Source organism: Massilia hydrophila, assembly GCF_020208145.1.
Taxonomy (GTDB): domain Bacteria; phylum Pseudomonadota; class Gammaproteobacteria; order Burkholderiales; family Burkholderiaceae_D; genus Telluria; species Telluria hydrophila.
Window position 1 is genome coordinate 1,353,735 of record NZ_JAHYBX010000001.1, and the last position, 17,988, is coordinate 1,371,722.

18 protein-coding genes are annotated in these 17,988 nt (G+C 66.5%); 5 read left to right on the forward strand and 13 right to left on the reverse strand.

The genetic code is table 11. From position 1 onward, the window contains the following. Positions 1-2: 2 nt before the first annotated feature. Positions 3-197: a TMEM175 family protein gene (locus tag LE190_RS06155; RefSeq protein ID WP_225238066.1), complete on the reverse strand. Its 195-nt coding sequence runs from the start codon at positions 195-197 to the stop codon at positions 3-5. A gap of 15 nt (positions 198-212) precedes the next feature. After that, complete coding sequence (locus LE190_RS06160; protein WP_225237850.1) at positions 213-1,412, reverse strand: MFS transporter; 1,200 nt, start codon at positions 1,410-1,412, stop codon at positions 213-215. A 151-nt stretch (positions 1,413-1,563) separates the two neighbouring features. On the opposite strand from LE190_RS06160, the gene LE190_RS06165 reads away from it, so the two are divergent. From LE190_RS06165 to LE190_RS06175, 3 genes are all read left to right on the forward strand, one after another. Next, complete coding sequence (locus LE190_RS06165; RefSeq protein ID WP_225237851.1) at positions 1,564-2,499, forward strand: LysR family transcriptional regulator; 936 nt, start codon at positions 1,564-1,566, stop codon at positions 2,497-2,499. 328 nt (positions 2,500-2,827) lie between these two features. Continuing rightward, a complete protein-coding gene (locus LE190_RS06170; RefSeq protein WP_225237852.1) occupies positions 2,828-5,035 on the forward strand; it encodes an NADP-dependent malic enzyme in 2,208 nt (735 codons plus the stop codon). Between the two features lie 54 nt (positions 5,036-5,089). Continuing rightward, complete coding sequence (locus LE190_RS06175; RefSeq protein WP_225237853.1) at positions 5,090-6,193, forward strand: D-alanine--D-alanine ligase family protein; 1,104 nt, start codon at positions 5,090-5,092, stop codon at positions 6,191-6,193. Here the strand turns inward: LE190_RS06175 and LE190_RS06180 are convergent. Next, the gene (locus LE190_RS06180) at positions 6,190-7,041 is read right to left on the reverse strand and encodes a LysR substrate-binding domain-containing protein (RefSeq protein WP_225237854.1); all 852 of its coding nucleotides are present in this window, start codon (positions 7,039-7,041) and stop codon (positions 6,190-6,192) included. The genes LE190_RS06175 and LE190_RS06180 overlap by 4 nt on opposite strands. Positions 7,042-7,130: 89 nt before the next feature. Between LE190_RS06180 and LE190_RS06185 the strand changes: the two genes are divergently transcribed. Next, positions 7,131-7,982: an alpha/beta fold hydrolase gene (locus LE190_RS06185; protein ID WP_225237855.1), complete on the forward strand. Its 852-nt coding sequence runs from the start codon at positions 7,131-7,133 to the stop codon at positions 7,980-7,982. A 97-nt stretch (positions 7,983-8,079) separates the two neighbouring features. Here LE190_RS06185 and fnr read toward each other — a convergent pair whose 3' ends face one another. The 6 genes from fnr to moaD all read right to left on the reverse strand — a co-directional run bounded on the left by fnr (position 8,080) and on the right by moaD (position 13,607). After that, the gene (gene fnr / locus LE190_RS06190) at positions 8,080-8,835 is read right to left on the reverse strand and encodes a fumarate/nitrate reduction transcriptional regulator Fnr (protein WP_225237856.1); all 756 of its coding nucleotides are present in this window, start codon (positions 8,833-8,835) and stop codon (positions 8,080-8,082) included. 283 nt (positions 8,836-9,118) lie between these two features. Next, entirely contained in the window at positions 9,119-9,571 is a 453-nt protein-coding gene (locus LE190_RS06195; protein WP_225237857.1) for a hemerythrin domain-containing protein, read from the reverse strand. A gap of 154 nt (positions 9,572-9,725) precedes the next feature. After that, positions 9,726-11,873, reverse strand: a complete 2,148-nt coding sequence (locus tag LE190_RS06200) for a TonB-dependent receptor domain-containing protein (protein ID WP_225237858.1) — start codon at positions 11,871-11,873, stop codon at positions 9,726-9,728. Positions 11,874-12,110: 237 nt separating this feature from the next. Further along, the gene (modA, locus tag LE190_RS06205) at positions 12,111-12,896 is read right to left on the reverse strand and encodes a molybdate ABC transporter substrate-binding protein (protein ID WP_225237859.1); all 786 of its coding nucleotides are present in this window, start codon (positions 12,894-12,896) and stop codon (positions 12,111-12,113) included. Beyond that, positions 12,893-13,348: a molybdenum cofactor biosynthesis protein MoaE gene (locus LE190_RS06210; protein ID WP_225237860.1), complete on the reverse strand. Its 456-nt coding sequence runs from the start codon at positions 13,346-13,348 to the stop codon at positions 12,893-12,895. Before LE190_RS06210 ends, modA begins: the two co-directional genes overlap by 4 nt. A gap of 1 nt (position 13,349) precedes the next feature. Further along, positions 13,350-13,607, reverse strand: coding sequence for a molybdopterin converting factor subunit 1 (gene moaD / locus LE190_RS06215; RefSeq protein WP_225237861.1), 258 nt, complete (start codon positions 13,605-13,607; stop codon positions 13,350-13,352). Positions 13,608-13,813: 206 nt separating this feature from the next. Between moaD and LE190_RS06220 the strand changes: the two genes are divergently transcribed. Beyond that, complete coding sequence (locus LE190_RS06220) at positions 13,814-14,386, forward strand: nitroreductase family protein (protein WP_225237862.1); 573 nt, start codon at positions 13,814-13,816, stop codon at positions 14,384-14,386. Between the two features lie 9 nt (positions 14,387-14,395). Here the strand turns inward: LE190_RS06220 and LE190_RS06225 are convergent, their stop codons facing one another. The 4 genes from LE190_RS06225 to LE190_RS06240 all read right to left on the reverse strand — a co-directional run bounded on the left by LE190_RS06225 (position 14,396) and on the right by LE190_RS06240 (position 17,985). After that, on the reverse strand, positions 14,396-14,662 hold the full coding sequence (locus tag LE190_RS06225) for a hypothetical protein (protein WP_225237863.1): 267 nt from the start codon (positions 14,660-14,662) through the stop codon (positions 14,396-14,398). A 14-nt stretch (positions 14,663-14,676) separates the two neighbouring features. Beyond that, positions 14,677-14,928, reverse strand: coding sequence for a hypothetical protein (locus LE190_RS06230; protein WP_225237864.1), 252 nt, complete (start codon positions 14,926-14,928; stop codon positions 14,677-14,679). 36 nt (positions 14,929-14,964) lie between these two features. Then, on the reverse strand, positions 14,965-17,448 hold the full coding sequence (locus LE190_RS06235) for an adenosylcobalamin-dependent ribonucleoside-diphosphate reductase (RefSeq protein WP_225237865.1): 2,484 nt from the start codon (positions 17,446-17,448) through the stop codon (positions 14,965-14,967). 108 nt (positions 17,449-17,556) lie between these two features. After that, positions 17,557-17,985, reverse strand: a complete 429-nt coding sequence (locus LE190_RS06240; protein WP_225237866.1) for a putative zinc-binding protein — start codon at positions 17,983-17,985, stop codon at positions 17,557-17,559. Positions 17,986-17,988 lie beyond the last annotated feature (3 nt).

Sequence of the window (17,988 nt, forward strand, 5' to 3'; positions counted from 1 at the left end):
GGTTACGCCGCTGGCGGGACCGGCGCCGACGGGTTCTCGCCGGCCCACGCAGTTACGTAGGGGATCAGCGACATCCAGAGCAGCAGGTGCAGGTTCGCCCACAGCGCGCCGCCCTCCACGCGCGTGAACCTGTCGAGGAGAGCATGGTGGTTGACCCACTGGCTCCTGACATACACATAGCTGAGCAGGTAGCGCAGCCGAGCTACGTTGCATCATTTTCTTATAGGACGCCCGGACGGCACCTGTGCATGGCAGCTCCGACGTTCGCCTGCCCATTCGCCCACCCAGGCCGCCAGTGCCACGGCCGGAAACGCCATCCCGGCCAGCAATGCCGCGTTCCAGCCCTGGTGGGCGAACACCCAGGTGCCCAGCGCCGAGCCGGTCGCGCCACCGGCGAAGAACAGGGCAAAGAAGATCCCGTTCAGGCGGCTGCGCACACTGTCGCCGAGCGCGAAGATGGCGCGCTGGCTCAGTACGAGGTTGGCTGCCACGCCCATGTCGAGGATGATCGATGCCAGCACCAGCGTGCCGAGGGCCAGCGCGCGTGAGCCGGGTACCACCATCGGCAGCGCGAAGCTGGCCACGCCAAGCAACAGGGCAGCCGCGGTGGCAACCAGGGTGTGGCCCCGGTCTGCCAGGCGCCCCGCCACCGGCGACGCCACCGCGCCCGCCATCCCGACCAGGGCAAACACGGCGATCTCCGTCTGCGACAAGCCGAAGGCCGGTCCGGCCAGCATCAGGGGAGTGACGGTCCAGAACAGGCTGAAGGATGCGAACATGCACGCATGGTAGGCGGCGCGCCGGCGCAGCACGGGCGTGCTCACGAGCAGCTGCCACATCGAAGCGATCACGCGGCCGTAGGGCAGGGGCGCACCAGGTTGTCGCTGCGGCAGGAAGGTCCGCAATGCGAACGCAAGGGCCGTGACCAGCACGGCAGCGCCGCCGTACACGGCATGCCAGCTGAAATGATCGGCAACCAGGCTGGCCGCCGGCCGCGCCAGCATGATCCCGAGCAGAAGGCCACTGACAACCTTGCCCACGTTCTGGCCGCGTGTCCGTTCGGCCGACAGGTGGGCGGCGAAGGGCACCAGCACTTGCGCGGCCACCGAACCGAGTCCGATACCCAGGGAGGTGGCCAGGAACAGCCAGGCACTGGTGCTGAAGGCAGCCGCAGCGAGCATCGCCGCTGTCGCCGCCAGCAAGACCAGGACCAGCTTGCGATTTTCCACCAGGTCGCCCAGCGGAACGATGAACAGCAGTCCCAGGGCGTAGCCGACCTGGGTCAGGGTGACGATCAGCCCGGCAGCGTCCGGCGACAGACCGGTTGCAGCGCTGATCGGTCCGATCAAGGTCTGGGCGTAATACAGGTTGGCGACAATGAGGCCGGTGGCGAGTGCCAACAGGCTGATCATACGGGGCGATATGTCTGCGCCCCTTGGTGTCTTCGTTGTCATCACAGCTCCCTATCAATGGTATGCCGCCATGGTAGAGACTTTATTTGTAAAGATAATCCCCTGTTTAACCTCCTATACAATTCACTTTATATGAACAATGGAGGGTGTCATGGATCGGCTCAAGGCAATGGCGACATTCGTGCGCATCGTCGAGGCGAACAGTTTTTCACGCGCTGCCGAGGCGCTGAACCTGCCTCGCGCATCCTTGACTGCAACGATGCAGAACCTGGAGGCCTATCTCGGCACCCAGCTTCTGCAGCGAACGACGCGCGCGCTGTCACTGACGACCGACGGCGCCGAGTTCTACCAGCACTGCCGGGAAATCCTGGCCGCAGTCGAAACGGCTGAAAGCCGCTTTCGCGGTACGGAAGGGACAGTGCAGGGACGCCTGCGGATCGAGTTGCCCGCTGCCCTGGGACGCCGGGTGGTCGTGCCTCACCTGGGCCAGTTCCACGCGAGCCATCCGGGCGTCGAACTGGTCGTCGGACTATCCGACCGGCTCGTCGACCTGACGCGCGAAGGCATCGATTGCGCGCTGCGCGTAGGGGACCTCGAAGACTCGTCCATGCTTGCGCGCACGGTCGGCAGCATGCGCTTCATCACCTGCGCCACGCCAGCTTACCTGGCGCAGCACGGCATGCCGCGCTCGATCGAAGAACTCGACCTCCATCGTGGTGTCGTCCATTTCTCGGGCCGCACCGGACGACCGTTCGACTGGGACTTCATGGTCGAGGGGCGGCAGGTGAAGCGCCATGTGCGCGGCGCCGTCGCTGTCAACGATGCCGACGCCTATGTGGCCTGCGGCTTGCAGGGCATCGGCATCATCCAGGCCGCGAGGTATATGGTGAGCGAACACCTGGCGTGCGGCGCGCTCGTCGAGGTGCTTGCGGCCTGCCCGAGCGCCTCGATGCCGATTTCCATGGTGTACCCGAAGGGGCGGCGCGCCCTGCCGAGACTGCGTGTGTTCGCGCAGTGGATGGAAGAACTATTCGCTGCAGAGCCTTTTCTGGCGCCGGAGACGGGTCGGGCAAAGCGAGACAACTGAAGGCTTGAGCCGTTGCGTTTCAATGGTGAGCCAGTGGTAAGCCCTCGATCGTTCGCTCGAATGCCCAACGGCTTTTCGATTCCTGGCGCGGCTCGCTGAAATGCCAGGTCGACCAGGATCCTTATCGCGCAGCAGGGCTGCGCACTCGCCGGCGGCTTGTCGCCAGAGAACCCGAGCGTCAAGGAACCAAGGGCGCCCCATGGCTTCAGCAGCGAACTGATAGACTTCCCTTGTCACTTCAACCAACGACTATTTTTGCCGGCGCCTTGCCAGTAGGGCAGTAGGGCTGCGCCGGAACGCTGCAAGGCCGTACACAAAGGAGACCGCATTGAGCACCGAAAGCAATCTGAACGAATCCCGCGACACCCAATTGCGCGCCGACGCCCTTGAATACCACCGCAGTCCGACCCGCGGCAAGATCGAGGTCGTCGCCACCAAGCCCTTGTCGAACCAGCGCGACCTGTCGCTGGCCTACTCGCCGGGCGTCGCCTATGCGTGCGAGGAGATCGCGGCCGACCCCGGCACCGCCGCGGACTATACCTCGCGCGGCAACCTGGTGGCGGTGATCAGCAACGGCACCGCCGTGCTGGGCCTGGGCAATATCGGCCCGCTGGCCTCGAAGCCGGTCATGGAAGGCAAGGGCTGCCTGTTCAAGAAATTTGCCGGCGTCGACGTATTCGATCTGGAACTGGCGGAGAACGATCCGGACAAGCTGGTCGATGCCATTGCGATGCTCGAGCCGACGGTGGGCGGCATCAACCTGGAAGACATCAAGGCGCCGGAGTGCTTCTATATCGAGAAGCAGCTGCGCGAGCGCATGAACATCCCGGTCTTCCACGACGACCAGCACGGCACCGCCATCATCTCCAGCGCCGCGCTGCTCAATGCCCTCAAGGTGGTCGGCAAGGACATCCGCGACATCAAGCTGGCGGCGTCCGGCGCCGGCGCCGCGGCGATCGCCTGCCTCGACATGATGGTCGTGCTGGGCGTGAAGCGCGAGAACATCTTCGTCACCGATTCCAAGGGCGTGATCTGGCAGGGCCGCGAAGCCAGCATGGAAGCCAACAAGGCGCGCTACGCGCAGGCAACCGAGGCCCGGACCCTGGCCGACATCGTGGCCGGCGCCGACGTGTTCCTGGGCTGCTCGACCGCCGGCGTGCTGACCGGCGACATGGTCAAGACCATGGCGCCGCAGCCGGTGATCCTGGCACTGGCGAATCCGGAACCGGAAATCCGCCCGGAAGTGGCCAAGGCCGCGCGCCCCGACTGCATCGTCGCCACCGGCCGTTCGGACTACCCGAACCAGGTCAACAACGTGCTGTGCTTCCCATACATCTTCCGCGGCGCGCTGGACTGCGGCGCCACCCGCATCACCGACGAGATGAAGCTGGCCTGCGTGACGGCGATCGCGGAACTGGCCGAAGCCGAAGCGAGCGATGTCGTGGCTTCCGCCTATGCCGGACAAGACCTGTCGTTCGGGCCCGACTACATCATCCCGAAACCCTTCGACCCGCGCCTGCTGGCTGCGATCGCACCGCGCGTGGCCGAGGCAGCCGCAGCCTCGGGTGTCGCCAGCCGCCCGATCGACGACATGGACGCCTACCGCGAACGCCTTGCCCAGATGATCTACCACACGGGCTTCTTCATGAAGCCGGTGTTCGCCAAGGCCAGGGCCACGCTGCGCAAGCTTGCCTATGCCGAAGGCGACGACCCGCGCGTGCTGCGGGCGGTGCAGACCGTCGTCGATGAAGGACTGGCCCACCCGGTGCTGATCGGCCAGGCCACGGCGATCGAGCGTGCGATGAAGGAAGCGGGACTGCGCCTCAAGCGCGACGTCGACTACACCCTGGTTGGCAGCGATGGCGACACCACCCTGCAAGGTGCGGCGCTGCTCAAGGCAGGGGAGGTCGACGCCCTGATCTGCGGCATGCGCGGCAGCTACGACAGCCACCTGGTCCACGTGCAGAACGAAATCGGCCTGGCGCCCGGGGCAGAGGTGATGGCGGCGATGAACGCGCTGGTGCTCGACAAGCTGACCCTGTTCATCACCGACACCTACGTGAACGACCAGCCGAGCGCCCAGGAGCTGGCGGCGATCGCGCGCCTGGCGGCCGCCGAACTGCGCCAGTTCGGCCTGGAGCCGAAGGTCGCCCTGCTGTCGCATTCCTCGCAGGGTTCGTCCGAGCGGCCCTCGGCGCGCCGCATGCGCGAGGCGCGCCGGCTGCTGGCGCAGAGCGCGCCCGAGCTGGCCGTGATCGGCGAGGTGCACGGCGACGCCGCGCTGTCGGAAGACATCCGCGCGCTCTACGATATCGAGCGGGAAGGGGGCTTTGGCGGCAGCGCCAACCTGCTGGTGATGCCTTCGCTCGACGCGGCCAACATCCTGTTCAACGTGCTCAAGGTCGCTGCCGGCAAGGGTGTCACGGTGGGGCCGATCCTGCTCGGCGCGGCCAAGCCGGTGCACATCCTCAGCCCGAGCGCGACGGTGCGCCGCATTGTCAACATGACGGCGCTGGCAGCTGCGGGCGTGCGCTGAGGGCAGGCAGGGCGTGGCGATGGACGCTTCGCCCTGGGATGGACGAGATGAAGCATGGGTGTATCGGTGATCGATAATGCGGCCGGCAAGCGCGTGGCTGTTCTCTACCAGGCCTTGCCGCCGCCTGTCATCGCAGGCGTGCGCAAGGCGCCCAAGCCGGGTGGCTACTCCGACAGCGGTGCGGATATCGCATTCAACCTGCGCCGCGCCGGTTTCCAGGTGCTGACGCCGAACTCCCGGCCAGACACCGGGGTGCCCCTCGACTGGGTATTCCCCGATACCGACGACGGCCTGCGCGCTGCGCGTGACGCGGGAGCAGACATACTCTGGGCCAATACCGTGCTGTTCACGGGCCATCCGATCGAGCCTTATCTCGCCGACGCGTGGATCGTGGGGCAAACTCCGGGGTGCCAGGAGGCCGTGGACGACAAGTTCGCGACCAATCGAATGCTACTTGCCGCCGGACTGCCCGTCGTGCCATCGGTCCTGGTGGCGAAGCGTGAAACGGCAGGCGCCGCCACGCTGGCGCAGCTGTCCTCCAGTTTTCTGGACCGACGCGGCCTCGCGTTTCCCCTCGTCGTCAAACCCGTGCGTGGACGGGGAAGCCAGGGCGTGTCGCGGGTCAGCGACCTCGATGCCTTGCAGAAGGCCGCAGCGTCGCTGCTGGAATCGGGCCAGTACGGCGACCAGCTCATGGTGGAAGCATTCCTCGACGGCGAGGAAGTCACGGTCACCGTACTTCCAGGCGCCCGGGTCGCGGGAGGGGATTGCCCGCGACCGCTGGCGCTTCCTCCGGTCCGGCGCTTTCACCATGATGACGGGATCGCTCCGTATAACGGGACAGTGGCCGTAACGAACAACAGCGCCGCGCTCACCGCCGGGGAATGCGCCCAGGCCCCGGTGCGGGCGGTCATGGACGCCTGCGTCGCCGCATTTGCTCGTACAGGCGCGCTGGCACCGGTAAGGATCGACTGCCGTGCCGATGCGAACGGGGTGTTCCAGATCTTCGACGTCAATGCAAAACCCAACATGACCGGGGCAGGCCGACTGGGGCGGGACGACCAGGACAACCTGTGCGCGATCGCAGCCCGGGCGGTCGGCTGGTCCTACACCGATCTCCTCGAGAACATGTTGAGCCACGCATGGATGAAGCGCTAGCGCTGGAGTTCGGACATGATCTTCTCTGCCAGGAAGTCGCACGGCGGCCGTTTCGACTTGCTGCTGCGCGCCAGGATCATTTCAAGCGGTTTGATTTCGGGCAGGCCCTGGGCCTGCCCCAGCAGGTTCAGGTGCGCAGGGACAGCGCAGCGCGCCAGTGGTGCGACCGCAAGCCCGGCCTCGACCATGCTGAGCAGTCCCATCAGGCTCGGGCTTTCGTAGGACGTCCGGTAAGGGATGTTCGCCCGCTCGAGGCTGCGGATGGCGTTCTCGCGCGCCACGCTGCCGGGCAGGAAGACGGCGATCGGCAAGGGCTGCTCGCGCCAGATGTCCTGCGCGGTGGGTGACGCGGCCCAGACCATCGGCTCGAATCGCACGAACTCGCCCGACAGCCCCTTGACGCGCGTCGCGCATGCCAGGTCGACCGCCCCATCCTTGACCAGCGGTGCCAGTGCGACGCTGGGCAGGCCGACCACCTGGATCTCCACTTTTGGGTAGGTGGCGGAAAACTTCTTGAGGATCGGCGGCAGCAGCGAGGAGGCATAGTCGTCCGGCACACCAATCACCACACGGCCTGTGACGTCCGGACGCACGACCGCCGCCCAGGCTTCTTCGCGCAGTGCGAGCATGCGCCGTGCGTAGCTCAGCAGCACTTCGCCGTCCTGCGTCGGCGTCACGCTGCGCGCCCTGCGCACGAACAGTGGCTTGCCGAGCGCGGCTTCGAGCGTCTTTATCTGCATGCTCACCGCCGATTGGGAACGGTGAACCACTTCCGCTGCGCGGCTGATGGTGCCGGTATCGGCGACCGCCACGATCATTGCAAGGACATCCAGGTCGAGTGCGCGCATAGGTATCAGAAAACCTAATGGTTAGTTTCAGTATTATGCGATTTTCTTAAGGTTCTGTCTCGTGCATAGTGAAGGCAAGGAGGCTATCCATGAATGCACGAACCGATCCATCCATCTTTGCGGCGCCGGAACTGGGCTTCGCTGCCATCCCTTCCGGCGTCCAGGTACCGTATGTGGCGAAGGGCAGCGGGGAAACCATGGTGTTCGTACACGGCTCGCTGTGCGACTACCGCTACTGGGACAGTCAACTGAAGTTCCTGGCGCAGCATTTCCACTGCGTCTCGCTCAGCCTCAGCCACTACTGGCCGGGCAACGAGGCCAGGCTGCAGCCGGAATTCAATTGGTGGCGGCATGTCGTGGAGCTGGCCGAGTTCATCGCCGCCATGAACGTCGGTCCCGTGCATCTCGTCGGCCATTCGCGTGGCGGATGCGTTGCTTTTCACCTGGCGCGCGAGTATCCCGGCCTCGTGAAAACCCTGACGCTTGCGGATCCCGGCGGTCCATTGCACGCCGACGGCCTGCCGGACGCGGATTTGCCGCCATCGGTGCATACCCTGCGTTCGAAGGTGGCTGGCCTGATCGACAGCGGGGCAGTGGAGCAGGGCCTGCAGATGTTCGTCGACTCGGTCAGCATGCCGGGTATCTGGAAACGCAGCCCCGGGTCGTTCCGGCGGATGGCGATCGATAACGCATCGACCTTGCCGAAGCAGTTTCAGGATCCCTTGCCAGCGTATTCGCGCGCCGCCGCCGCCGACGTCACGTGCCGGACCCTGCTGATCGAGGGGGAACGGAGTCCGCGCATGTACCGGGAGAATGTGGAGAAGCTCGCGGCGTGGATCGGGCGCGCCGACCGCTTTGTCGTTGGCAGGGCATCGCATGGGATGAACGTGACGAACCCGGCGGCGTTCAATCGGCTCGTTCATGCGTTCGCGGCCGCGTAAGCCTGGCGATCCTGCTCGTTCCGGCAGCAGGGCTGCTGGCAACGGGCGTCGTTTTACCAGTGCGGCTGCGCGTGCGCGCGTCAAGGGAACAATCCAGTTAGTTGCTGCTGTCCATCCCGGCAGCCAGCGACTTCAGTTGCGCGAGATCGAGCAGGCGAATCTCGCGCTTGTCCACCTGGAGCAGGCCAAGCGACTTGAACCTCGACAGCAGCCGGCTGATACTTTCGATCGTCAGGCCGAGATAGTTGCCGATCTCCTCGCGGCTCATGCGCAGTTGCAGGCAGGTTGACGCATATCCGCGCATCGCATACCGCGAAGCCAGGTTCACAAGGAACACAGCGAATCGCTGCTCGGCGCGCATGTTGCCCAGAAGGAGCATGACGTTTTGCTCCCGCATGATTTCCTGGCTCATGGTGCGGTGAAAGTGGCGCAGGAGTGCCGGCACCTCGCTGAATAGTCCCTCGAGTCGGGCGAAGGGAATCTCGCATACTTCGCTGTCCTCCAGGGCGACGGCATCGCAATGGTGGGCGCCACTGATGGCGTCCATGCCGAGCAGGTCGCCTGCCATCTGGAACCCCGTAATCTGGGCGTCGCCCGCGGCATTGACGTGGTAGGTTTTCACGTGGCCGAAGCGGATGGCGTAAAGGTTGCGAAACGGATCATTTCGTTTGTAGAGGAACTCATCGCGTTTCACACGACGGCGCCTGCCGATGACTTGATCCAGTTTTTCGACGTCCGAGGGTTCGAGTCCCATGGGCAGACACAAGGCATGCATGCTGCAGTTCGCGCAACTGGTCTTTGGCGTCGGCTGGCTTTGCAGGGCTTTCAATTCAGCGAAATTAATAGCGTTCATGGCAGGGCCGTCGTCTGAGCATAGGTCAATGGATGAACCCGGAGCACGCCATGTCTAACAACTGGATTGGCCGGGCGTCGGGAGCGACATGCCGAATCTGTCTTCGGTGCGAAGCAGTACGGCAGATGATGGAATCGATTTTACTTGCCGTGGGCAAGCATTCGAATGGGCATGAGGAACTAGCAGGCCTAGGCAATTCGGCCTAGGCACAGCAGCCATGACAACGTTGCAGCGAGGAATGCTGCGGGGGCGCGGTCTCTGGAATCCGGTAAACCTTTGCCGCTCAGGCGGCAATGCCGCGCCGGGCCGCCGCTCTCCTGATCCCGTTCGGCGCGCGTACCCGGGTGCGCTGCTGCAGGGCGGATACGGCCAGCACCAGGTCGGCGGCGTGGCGGTGCAGGTTGAGCAGGTCGCGCAGTGCGCTGACGACCTCGCGCCCGGTCTCCGGACAGCCGCGCTCGACCGCCGGTGACACATGGTGCAAGGCGCTCAGGATGAGGGCGTTGTGCTCCCTGCGCTCGCGCAGCCCCGGAATGCCGAGCGCCTCCATGGTCAGCTCTTCGCGCCGGAATCCGTCCTCGACCGCGACGACCAGTGCAGGGAAATCGGCGGCAAACATCCGGTCCGGCGTCGCCGCGGCCCGGGCGACGCGCTGGCACAAGGCGTGTCGTGCATGGCGCAGGACAGTGCACAGTGCCTGGGGATCGGCGGCGACAGAGCGGCAGGATTTCATCACATTTCTCGACTAGGTATTGATGACCATCAGTTTCTACGCTTGCCAGAAAAATTTATTTGATGTAAGTCAAAAACCTCATAGACTGAAGGTGCAAGCCGCATCGGCACTGCCATGCAAGACCCGACCAGCGTCCTTGCGCCGCCTGGCCGGCGCCCTATACCTCCACGTTCAGCGACACCCACAGTCGCCGTCCCTCCAGACTGTTCACGAAGCGGTTCGCATAGGTGAATGCTGCCGTCGGGCTTGTGCGGTAGGCCTGGTAGTCGACGAAGTGTTTGTTCAGCAGGTTGTAGAGCGCCGCGTTGATCGACACATTGCGGCTCAGCCTGTAGCTGCTGCCCAGGTGCAGCATCGTGTAGCCGCGGTAGTCGCCCAGTGCCGCCTTGGCGGCGCGGGTCTCGGCCGAGCTGCCCGGGTCGCGGAAACGTTCGCTCCGGTACTCGGTGCGCAACCAGTGTTTCCACGCGGGCGAGACCTTCCATTGCAGACGCGCGTTGACGGCGTGGCGCGGGGTATCGGTCAGGGGCTTGCCGGCGTTGCTGCCGCTTTTCTGCTCGCTGTCCGTATAGGTGTAATTGGCCGTCGCCGACAGCGCCTCGCCGAGCGGGAACCGGGCGCCGAGCTCGAGGCCGCGCGTGACCGCCTTGTCGACGTTGACCGATTGGCCGAATGCGTCGACGTTCGGCCAGTTGCCGAAGCTGACGCAGCCCGGACGCTGGGGCGCGGGCGCATAGCTGCAGTTGAGCAGGCCGGTGCCGCTCGTGATCTTGTCCCGGAATGCATTATTGAACAGGCTTGCATTGGCAGTCATGCCTGCATGGTTGTCGAAGAAGAATCCCAGCTCGGTACTGACGCTGGTCTCGGGCTGCAGTCCCGGGCTGCCAACCAGGGGAATCGTCCCTTGTCCGCCGAAGCCGTTGATTCCCGGCGTGAGCTGCTCGACGCGTGGCGTCTTGTAGCCCTTGCTGACGCCACCCTTGACGGTCCAGTGCGGCGCCGCGTTCCATACGCCGTAGACGCGCGGGCTGAGCTCGCCGCCGAACACGCTGTGGCGGTCGTAGCGGGCGCCGAGGGTGAGCGAGAAGCTGTCGTGCAGGCGCCATTCGTCTTCCGCGAACAGCGCCTTTTGCGTGAATGCGAACGGATTCGGCGCCACTCCGTCGCGCATCGACGCATCCCACCACTGGGCGCCGATGGTGGCAAGGTGCTCGCCCAGGGGAAGGAGCAGCTTGGCATCGAGCACCCGGCTTTCGGCCTCGAGCGTACGCGCGCTGCCGGCCACTGCGCCTGGCGTGCCCGGCGGGATGGTGCGGCCCAGGGTTTCGGTGCGGTTGCGCATGAACGTCGTGTCCAGCGTGCCGGCGTCCAGGCGGGCACGCCAGGACGCGCTGAGCTGGTCGCGCCGGTACTCCTGCTCGGGGCCGTAGCCGCCTTTCAGGCCCAGCGTGCCGAGCTGTCCGCGCGCATTGTCGTAGGTCTGGCGGCTGGCATCGGCATCGAGCACGATGGTGTGATCGGGGTGCGGCGTGAAGGCCAGGCGCGCGCCCAGGTTCCCGAGCTCGGACGCGACCGGATTGGCCCCCATTACCGGTTTCGCCTCAAGGCCGGCCTGGGTTGTGTAGCGGATATCCGCGGCGTTGCGCCGCGACACGCTGCCGCGCAGCGCCAGGCCCAGCAGGTCAGTCCGCACAGGACCGCTCAGGTGGAATTTGGCCGAGCGCTGGTCGCCGAAGCTGGCCTGTTCCTGGGCCGTGTAATCGGCGCTAAGGGCCGCCGTCCACTTCCTGCCGACCTTGCGCGTGATGATGTTGACGACCCCGCCCATTGCGTCCGAGCCGTACAGGGTGGACATGGGGCCGCGGATGATCTCGATCCGTTCGATCGCCCCCAGCGGCGGCATGAAGCTGGTCTGGGTGCCGCCAAAACCGTTCGGCGCGACATTGCCTGCCGCATTCTGGCGCTTGCCGTCGATCAGGATGAGCGTGTAGTCGCTCGGCATGCCACGCACGCTGATGTTCATGCCCCCCGTCTTGTCGCTGGCCGCGCCGACGTCGATTCCTTCCACGCTTTCGAGCGCCTGGGTCAGGTTGCCGAAGCGCTCCTGCGCCAGCATCTCACGGGTCAGCACCGTGATCGAGGCGGGCGCCTGCCTGACGTTCTGTTCGAAGCCTGCCGCCGTCACCACCACGCTGGGAATGAAGGCGGGCAGGGGCTCGGCTCCCGCTCCGGCGTAGAGGGCGCTCAGGCCCAGGGCGAGTGCGGTGCGGCGAAACGAGGGCAGGGGAAGGCGGGGGCTCGGCATGATGTACTCCACGAAGATAAGTCCTGATGGAAAGATCATAGCACATAATGAGAATGATTCGCATTCAAGAAAATAACTTAGGTCAATTTCTTGAGAGATCTTTAGCGACAGGTGCCGTGTCCGCGGCAGGCCGGCTTGCGGGGAAGCCCCCCCTTGCGGCTGGCATTCCTGGCGCGCCACTTCGTCCGCGCGCGCGTTCGAGCTGCAGCCGAGTCAAGCGAGCAGGTCCGGCATGGTTCAGTGCGCGTAGCCGTAGGAACGCATGATGGCCCTGGCCTTGTCCGAAGCCAGGTAGCGGGTGAGGGCCAGCGCGGCGGGATTGGCGCCGGCGCGGATGAGCAGGACGGCGTCCTGGCGGATCGGCTTGTGCAGTGTGGCGGGCACGATCCAGCCCGAGCCACCGGTTAGTTTTCCATCGCGGTAGACCTGGGACACGGCGACGAATCCGAGTTCGGCGTTGCCGGTGCTGACGAACTGGTGGGCCTGGGCGATATTCTCGCCTTGCACCAGTTTCGGGCCGAGCGCGCGCGCCAGGCCGAGCTTTTCCAGCACCTCGAGCGCGGCTGCGCCGTAGGGGGCGGTGCGCGGATTGGCGATCGCAAGGTGGGCAAGGCCGGGTCGCCTGAGCACCAGTCCCCCGGCGTCCACAAAGCCCGGTTTCGCCGACCACAGCACCAGCCGGCCGACTGCGTAGGTAAAACGGGTGCCCTTGAGCGCCAGGCCGTCCGCTTCCAGCCGCGCCGGAATCTGGTCGTCGGCAGCCAGCAGCACCTCGAAGGGCGCGCCGTTCCTCACCTGCGCATAGAACTTGCCGCTGGCGCCGAAGGAAAGAACGGCGCGGTGACCGGTGTCGCGCTCGAACACGGCGGCGATCTCCTTCATCGGCGCGGTGAAATTGGCGGCGACCGCCACCTGCACCTGGGCCGCGCCGGCGCCCGGCGCCCATCCGGCCGCGCAGGAAACGAGGAGCGCGGAAAGCAGGGCGCGGCGGCACGCACGCAGCATGGGGGCGCGAATGGTCATTGCAGCGCCCATCTGGCGGCGGCCGCGTCGTCGCTTGCACGGGCGTCGACCCAGCGCATGCCGCCGGGCGTGGTCTCTTTCTTCCAGAAAGGCGCCCGGGTCTTGAGGATATCCATCACGAACTCGCAGGCGGCGAAGGCGTCGCCGCGATGGCGGGCAGCGACGGCCGCCAGCACGATCTGTTCGCTCGCACCCAGCAGGCCGACGCGGTGCACGATGGCGACGTCGATGAGAGACCAGCGTTGTCCCGCCTCGGCGGCGATGTCCTGCAGAGCCGCTTCGGTCATGCCCGGATAGTATTCCAGTTCGAGCGCCGAGACGCCGCCGCAGCCGCTGAGTTCGCGCACCGTACCCACAAAGGCGACCACGGCGCCCGTGTCACGATGGCCGGCGCGCAGGCGGGCCAGTTCGGCGGAGACGTCGAAGTCCCCGGTCTGGACACGTACCGCCATCTCAGCCGCCCGTCACCGGAGGAAAGAACGCCACTTCGGAACCATGCCGCACGGCGCTGGCGGTGGTGGCCATGCACTGGTCGACGGCCACCCGGAAACTGCGTTCCTCGGCCAGGGCCTCGATCCAGGCGCCGCCCCGGGCGCGCAGCGCCGCCAGCACGTCGGCGGCGTTGCCGCTGTCGCCAGGCAGGTGGACGGAATCGGCGGACACACCGAGGGCCTCGCGGAGGCTGGCAAAAAATTTCACTTGAATCTGCATGACGGTCCAATCGAAAATGCGGAAAGAGGCCGGCGTGCTGCGTTGTTGCGGCCATCGTCCGGCCTGCCAATTGTAGGGACCGGAGCAACTGGAGGCTGTCGGCACGATGGGCTAGCGCGCCTAGTCATTCGGTAGTAGGGAAGCCTTGCCCGCGCGCGCGCATAATGGCCGGGTGGCGCCATGCTACTTTCGACAGGAATCGCATCATGATGGACAAACTATGGTCTTGCCTGGCCGGACGCCGGCAGGTGTCGCTGCGGCGCCTGCTCGCCCCAGGCCCGGACGACGCCGCGCTGGAGCGGATCTTCGCAGCCGCCGCCCAGGCCCCGGACCACGGCGTCCTGCTGCCCTGGCGTTTCATCCTGATTTCGCCGGAGCGGCGGCCGGACCTCGGCCGCGCGTTTGCCGAGGCGCTGGCGCAGCGCGACCCCGGCGCCGACGAGGCGGCGCGCGCCGCCGCCTACGAGAAGGCTTTCCACGCTCCGTGCCTGGTCGCCGCCGTGATGGTGGACGACCCGGCCGGCGCGACGACGGTCCCGGTGGCGGAGAAGCTGGTATCGCTCGGCTGCGCGGTCCAGAACATGCTGCTGGCCGCCGAGGCGCAGGGCTTCGCGAGCGGCCTGGCGAGCGGCCTGGCGATGGAGTCTGTCGCCATGCGGCGCCTGCTGTGCCTGCTGCCGCACGAGCAGGCCATCTGTTTCATCGGTTTCGGCACCGGCGGCGCCGCCAAGGCGCCGCGTGAGCGGCCGGCGACCGGCCGCTTCGTCACCGTCCTGTAATCCCTCCCTTCAGTCCCGCGGCGCCGGCTTGGGGCCGGTCCGCGTGCCGCGTACGGCTTCGAGACGTGCAACCAGCATGCAGCCCGCCACGGCGGCGGCGCCGGAGGCGGCGTATGCCACTACCAGCCCGAGTGACCCCGCATGCCTGAATGGCAACAGCGGCGCCAGGCCATGCAGGGCCAGCTGGAACAGCACCGGCGCGGCCATCGCAGCCGCCAGCAGCGCGCGGGTGCGCTGCGCCGTGGTGCCAGGGGCCGGAGGCATCGGTTTCGGCATGGCCGGCCCGCTTTTCAGCTGCAGCAGCCGCCGCAGCAGCCGCCGTTGCGCGCGCCTCCCTGGATCTCGGCAAAGCCGGCGCGGGCCGCGGCCTCGGAAATGGCCTGGCGCGAGATCGCCATTTCGTCGGCGTGCACGCTCAGTTCGCGCGTGCCCGGCACGGCGTCGATGGCATGGACACCGGGCAGGGCGCACAGCGTATCGACGATACGGGCCACGTCGGCAAAGGCGAGCGGGGTGGACAGCTGGAATTGATGTTGCATCATGATGGGTTCCTTGGATTCGGTTGAAGAAAAAAGGGTTCAGCCGCAGCTGCCGACGTAATGGCAGCCGGTGCATCGCTCGCAGCCGTCGACCTTGACGAGCGCGCGCGCGCCGCACTCGGGGCATTTGCGCCAGGGCTGGGTTGCGGGTCCGGCGGCAGGCAGGGCGGCAGCGGGGGCCGCCTGCGGTACACCGGCCTGGCTTGCGCAGCGGGCCGCGAGCAGGCGGTCGAGTTCCTCGACCGGCACCTGGTTGCCCCAGGCATCCAGGAAGCCGCGCCGGATCAGCATGCGCTGCAGCGTGAAGGCGACGGCCGCCACTTCCGAGTCGTGGTAGACCGGTACCTCGACGCCGTCCTCGCGCTTCAAGACGCCGCAGCGTACCGGGCCTTTTTCCCAGACGACTTCGCGCATGTCGGCCAGCGCCTTGGCGATCGGACTGCCGGCGCGCGCCGCCATCGACAGCAGGCGCATGGTCGAGGTGATCCACTGGTGGCCTTCGCTGCGCTGGTTGGCGGGCATGAAGAATTCGAAGGGCCTTTCGATCAGCACCTCGCGCCCGCCCACGCGGCCTTCGACCCGGATGAAGCTGACCGTGATGTAGGCCGCCTTCTTGCCTTCCTGGGTCGCATACTCGATCTTGGAAGTGATCGACTCCAGCTCGCCGAGCGGACGGCGCTCGAAACGCTTGCGCAGCGGGTCGACATCGTCCGGAGAGGCTTCGGGCGATTCCGGGGCAACGCTCAGCACGCTGCCGGTGACGGCATTCGGACGGTAGGTCGCCAGGCCCTTGAGGCCGGCGCGCCAGGCGTCGGTGTACAGGTTCTTGAAATCCTCGTACGGATAGTCGGCCGGGACGTTCACCGTCTTCGAGATCGCGGTGTCGATGTAGGGCTGCACCGCCTCCATCATGCGCAGGTGGTCCTGGGCCGCCATCTGCAGCGCGGTGACGAACTGCGGCGGCAGGGCGGCGCTATCGGACACGTCGTGGCCCTGGTGGCGGTAGAGGCGCCACGCGTGGTCGGCTACCTCGTAGACCCGGGTGCTGTCGTCCGGCATGCGCTTCTTGCGCTGGTAGGTCCAGGAAAAGGCCGGTTCGATGCCGTTCGAGGCGTTGTCGGCGAAGGCCAGCGAAATCGTGCCGGTGGGCGCGATCGACAGCAGGTGCGAATTGCGGATGCCGTGCTGCGCGATGGCTTCGCGCAGCGCTTCCGGCAGCCTGCCGACGAACTGCCCGGCCAGGTACAGGGCAGGGTCGAACACGGGGAAGGCCCCCTTTTCGCGCGCCAGCGCGATCGACGCGGCATAGGCGGCGTCGCGCAGTTCGCGCGCGATGCGCGCCGCCAGCGCGCGGCCTTCGTCGTGGTCGTAGCGCAGGCCGAGCATGACCAGGGCACTGCCTAGGCCGAGAAAACCCAGGCCGATGCGGCGCTTGTTGCGGCCTTCCTCTGCCTGCTGGGGCAGTGGCCATTCGGTGGCGTCGAGCGCCAGGTCGAGCATGCGCACGCCGACCCCGGCCACTTCGCGGAAGGTGTCGAAATCGAAAGACGCCGTGGCGGTGAACGGATCGCGCACGAAACAGGTCAGGTTCAGCGAGCCCAGGTCGCAGCAGCCATAGGGCGGCAAGGGCTGCTCGCCGCAGGGATTGGTCGCCGACAGGCGTTCGGCGTAGTACAGGTTGTTCTCGGCATTGATGCGGTCGATGAACAGCACGCCCGGCTCGGCATGGTCGTAGGTCGAACCCATCACCTTGTCCCACAGCGCGCGTGCGCGCACGCTGCGGTAGACCCAGGTGCCGTCCGCGCGCCGGTGGGCGCCCGCGGCCTGTTCGTCCGGACCGGGTTCGGCGGCATGCACGAGTTCGATGTTTGCGTCCTCGACCACGGCGTGCATGAAGGCGTCGCTCACGCCGACCGACAGGTTGAAGTTGCTGAACGCGCCGCCGTCCTTGGCGGCGATGAAGCGTTCGATGTCGGGATGGTCGATGCGCAGCACGCCCATCTGGGCGCCGCGCCGGGCGCCGGCCGATTCCACCGTGCGGCACGAGGCATCGAAGACTTCCATGTAGGAGACCGGTCCCGAGGCGCGTGACTGGGTACCCGCTACCTTGCTGCCGGCGGGCCGGATGGCTGAGAAATCGTAGCCGACCCCGCCGCCGCGGCGCATGGTTTCCGCCGCCTCGGCCACGGCCGTATAGATGCCGGGCAGGCCGTCCTGCTGGCCGCTGATGGCGTCGCCGACCGGCTGCACGAAGCAGTTCATCAGGGTTGCCTTCATGCCCAGGCCGGCAGCCGAATTGATGCGGCCCGCAGGCACGAAGCCGTGATCCTGCGCCCACAGGAAGCGCTGCTCCATCTTCAGTTGCAGCGGCTCGGCCTCGTAGGCGGCCAGGGCGCGGGCCACGCGCTGGCGGACCTCGGCGATTGTGGATTCGTCTCCCTTCGCATATTTCTCGCGCAGGACATCAATCGACACTTCCTGGGCCGGAAGCGTCTGGTCGAACAGTTTTTCGGGTGCGTTCATCTTGTTTTTACGTGCTGATTCGGTAGCGATGTTGGGTGCAGGTCTGCGGGTCCACTATCCCACGCTGGCCTGCCCGGCCGCCTTAAAGTGGTTTAAGGAATCGGTGGTTCAAGGAATCGCTATCGGATGCGCATCGGATGTCGCCGCAGGCATGGATGCGGCTTGCGGCGCCAGCTCGCCGACGGCAGTGGCCAGCGCCAGCGTGATCGTCTCCGCCTGGGCCGGGTCGAACTGCGCGTGGTAGCGCTTGCGTACGCCGAGTTCGCCCAGCTGCGTGTGCAGGGTCGGGGTGACGCCGTGGCGGGCAAGGCAGCTGCGCGCGCACACCAGCGGGCAGCCGTCGATCACGACGACCGGGCGCCCCGACCTGGCCAGCTTGACCAGCGAGGGAACATCGCCGCCGACGCCGGCGACGCAGGACATCTCGGCCACTTCGCGGCGGTCGAGTTCGAGCGCGACGTGGTTCGCCATCTGCGCCGCGCTCGAGCAGCCGGAGCAGGAGTACACCAGGGGGAAGGTGGAACGGTCCTTGGCCATGCT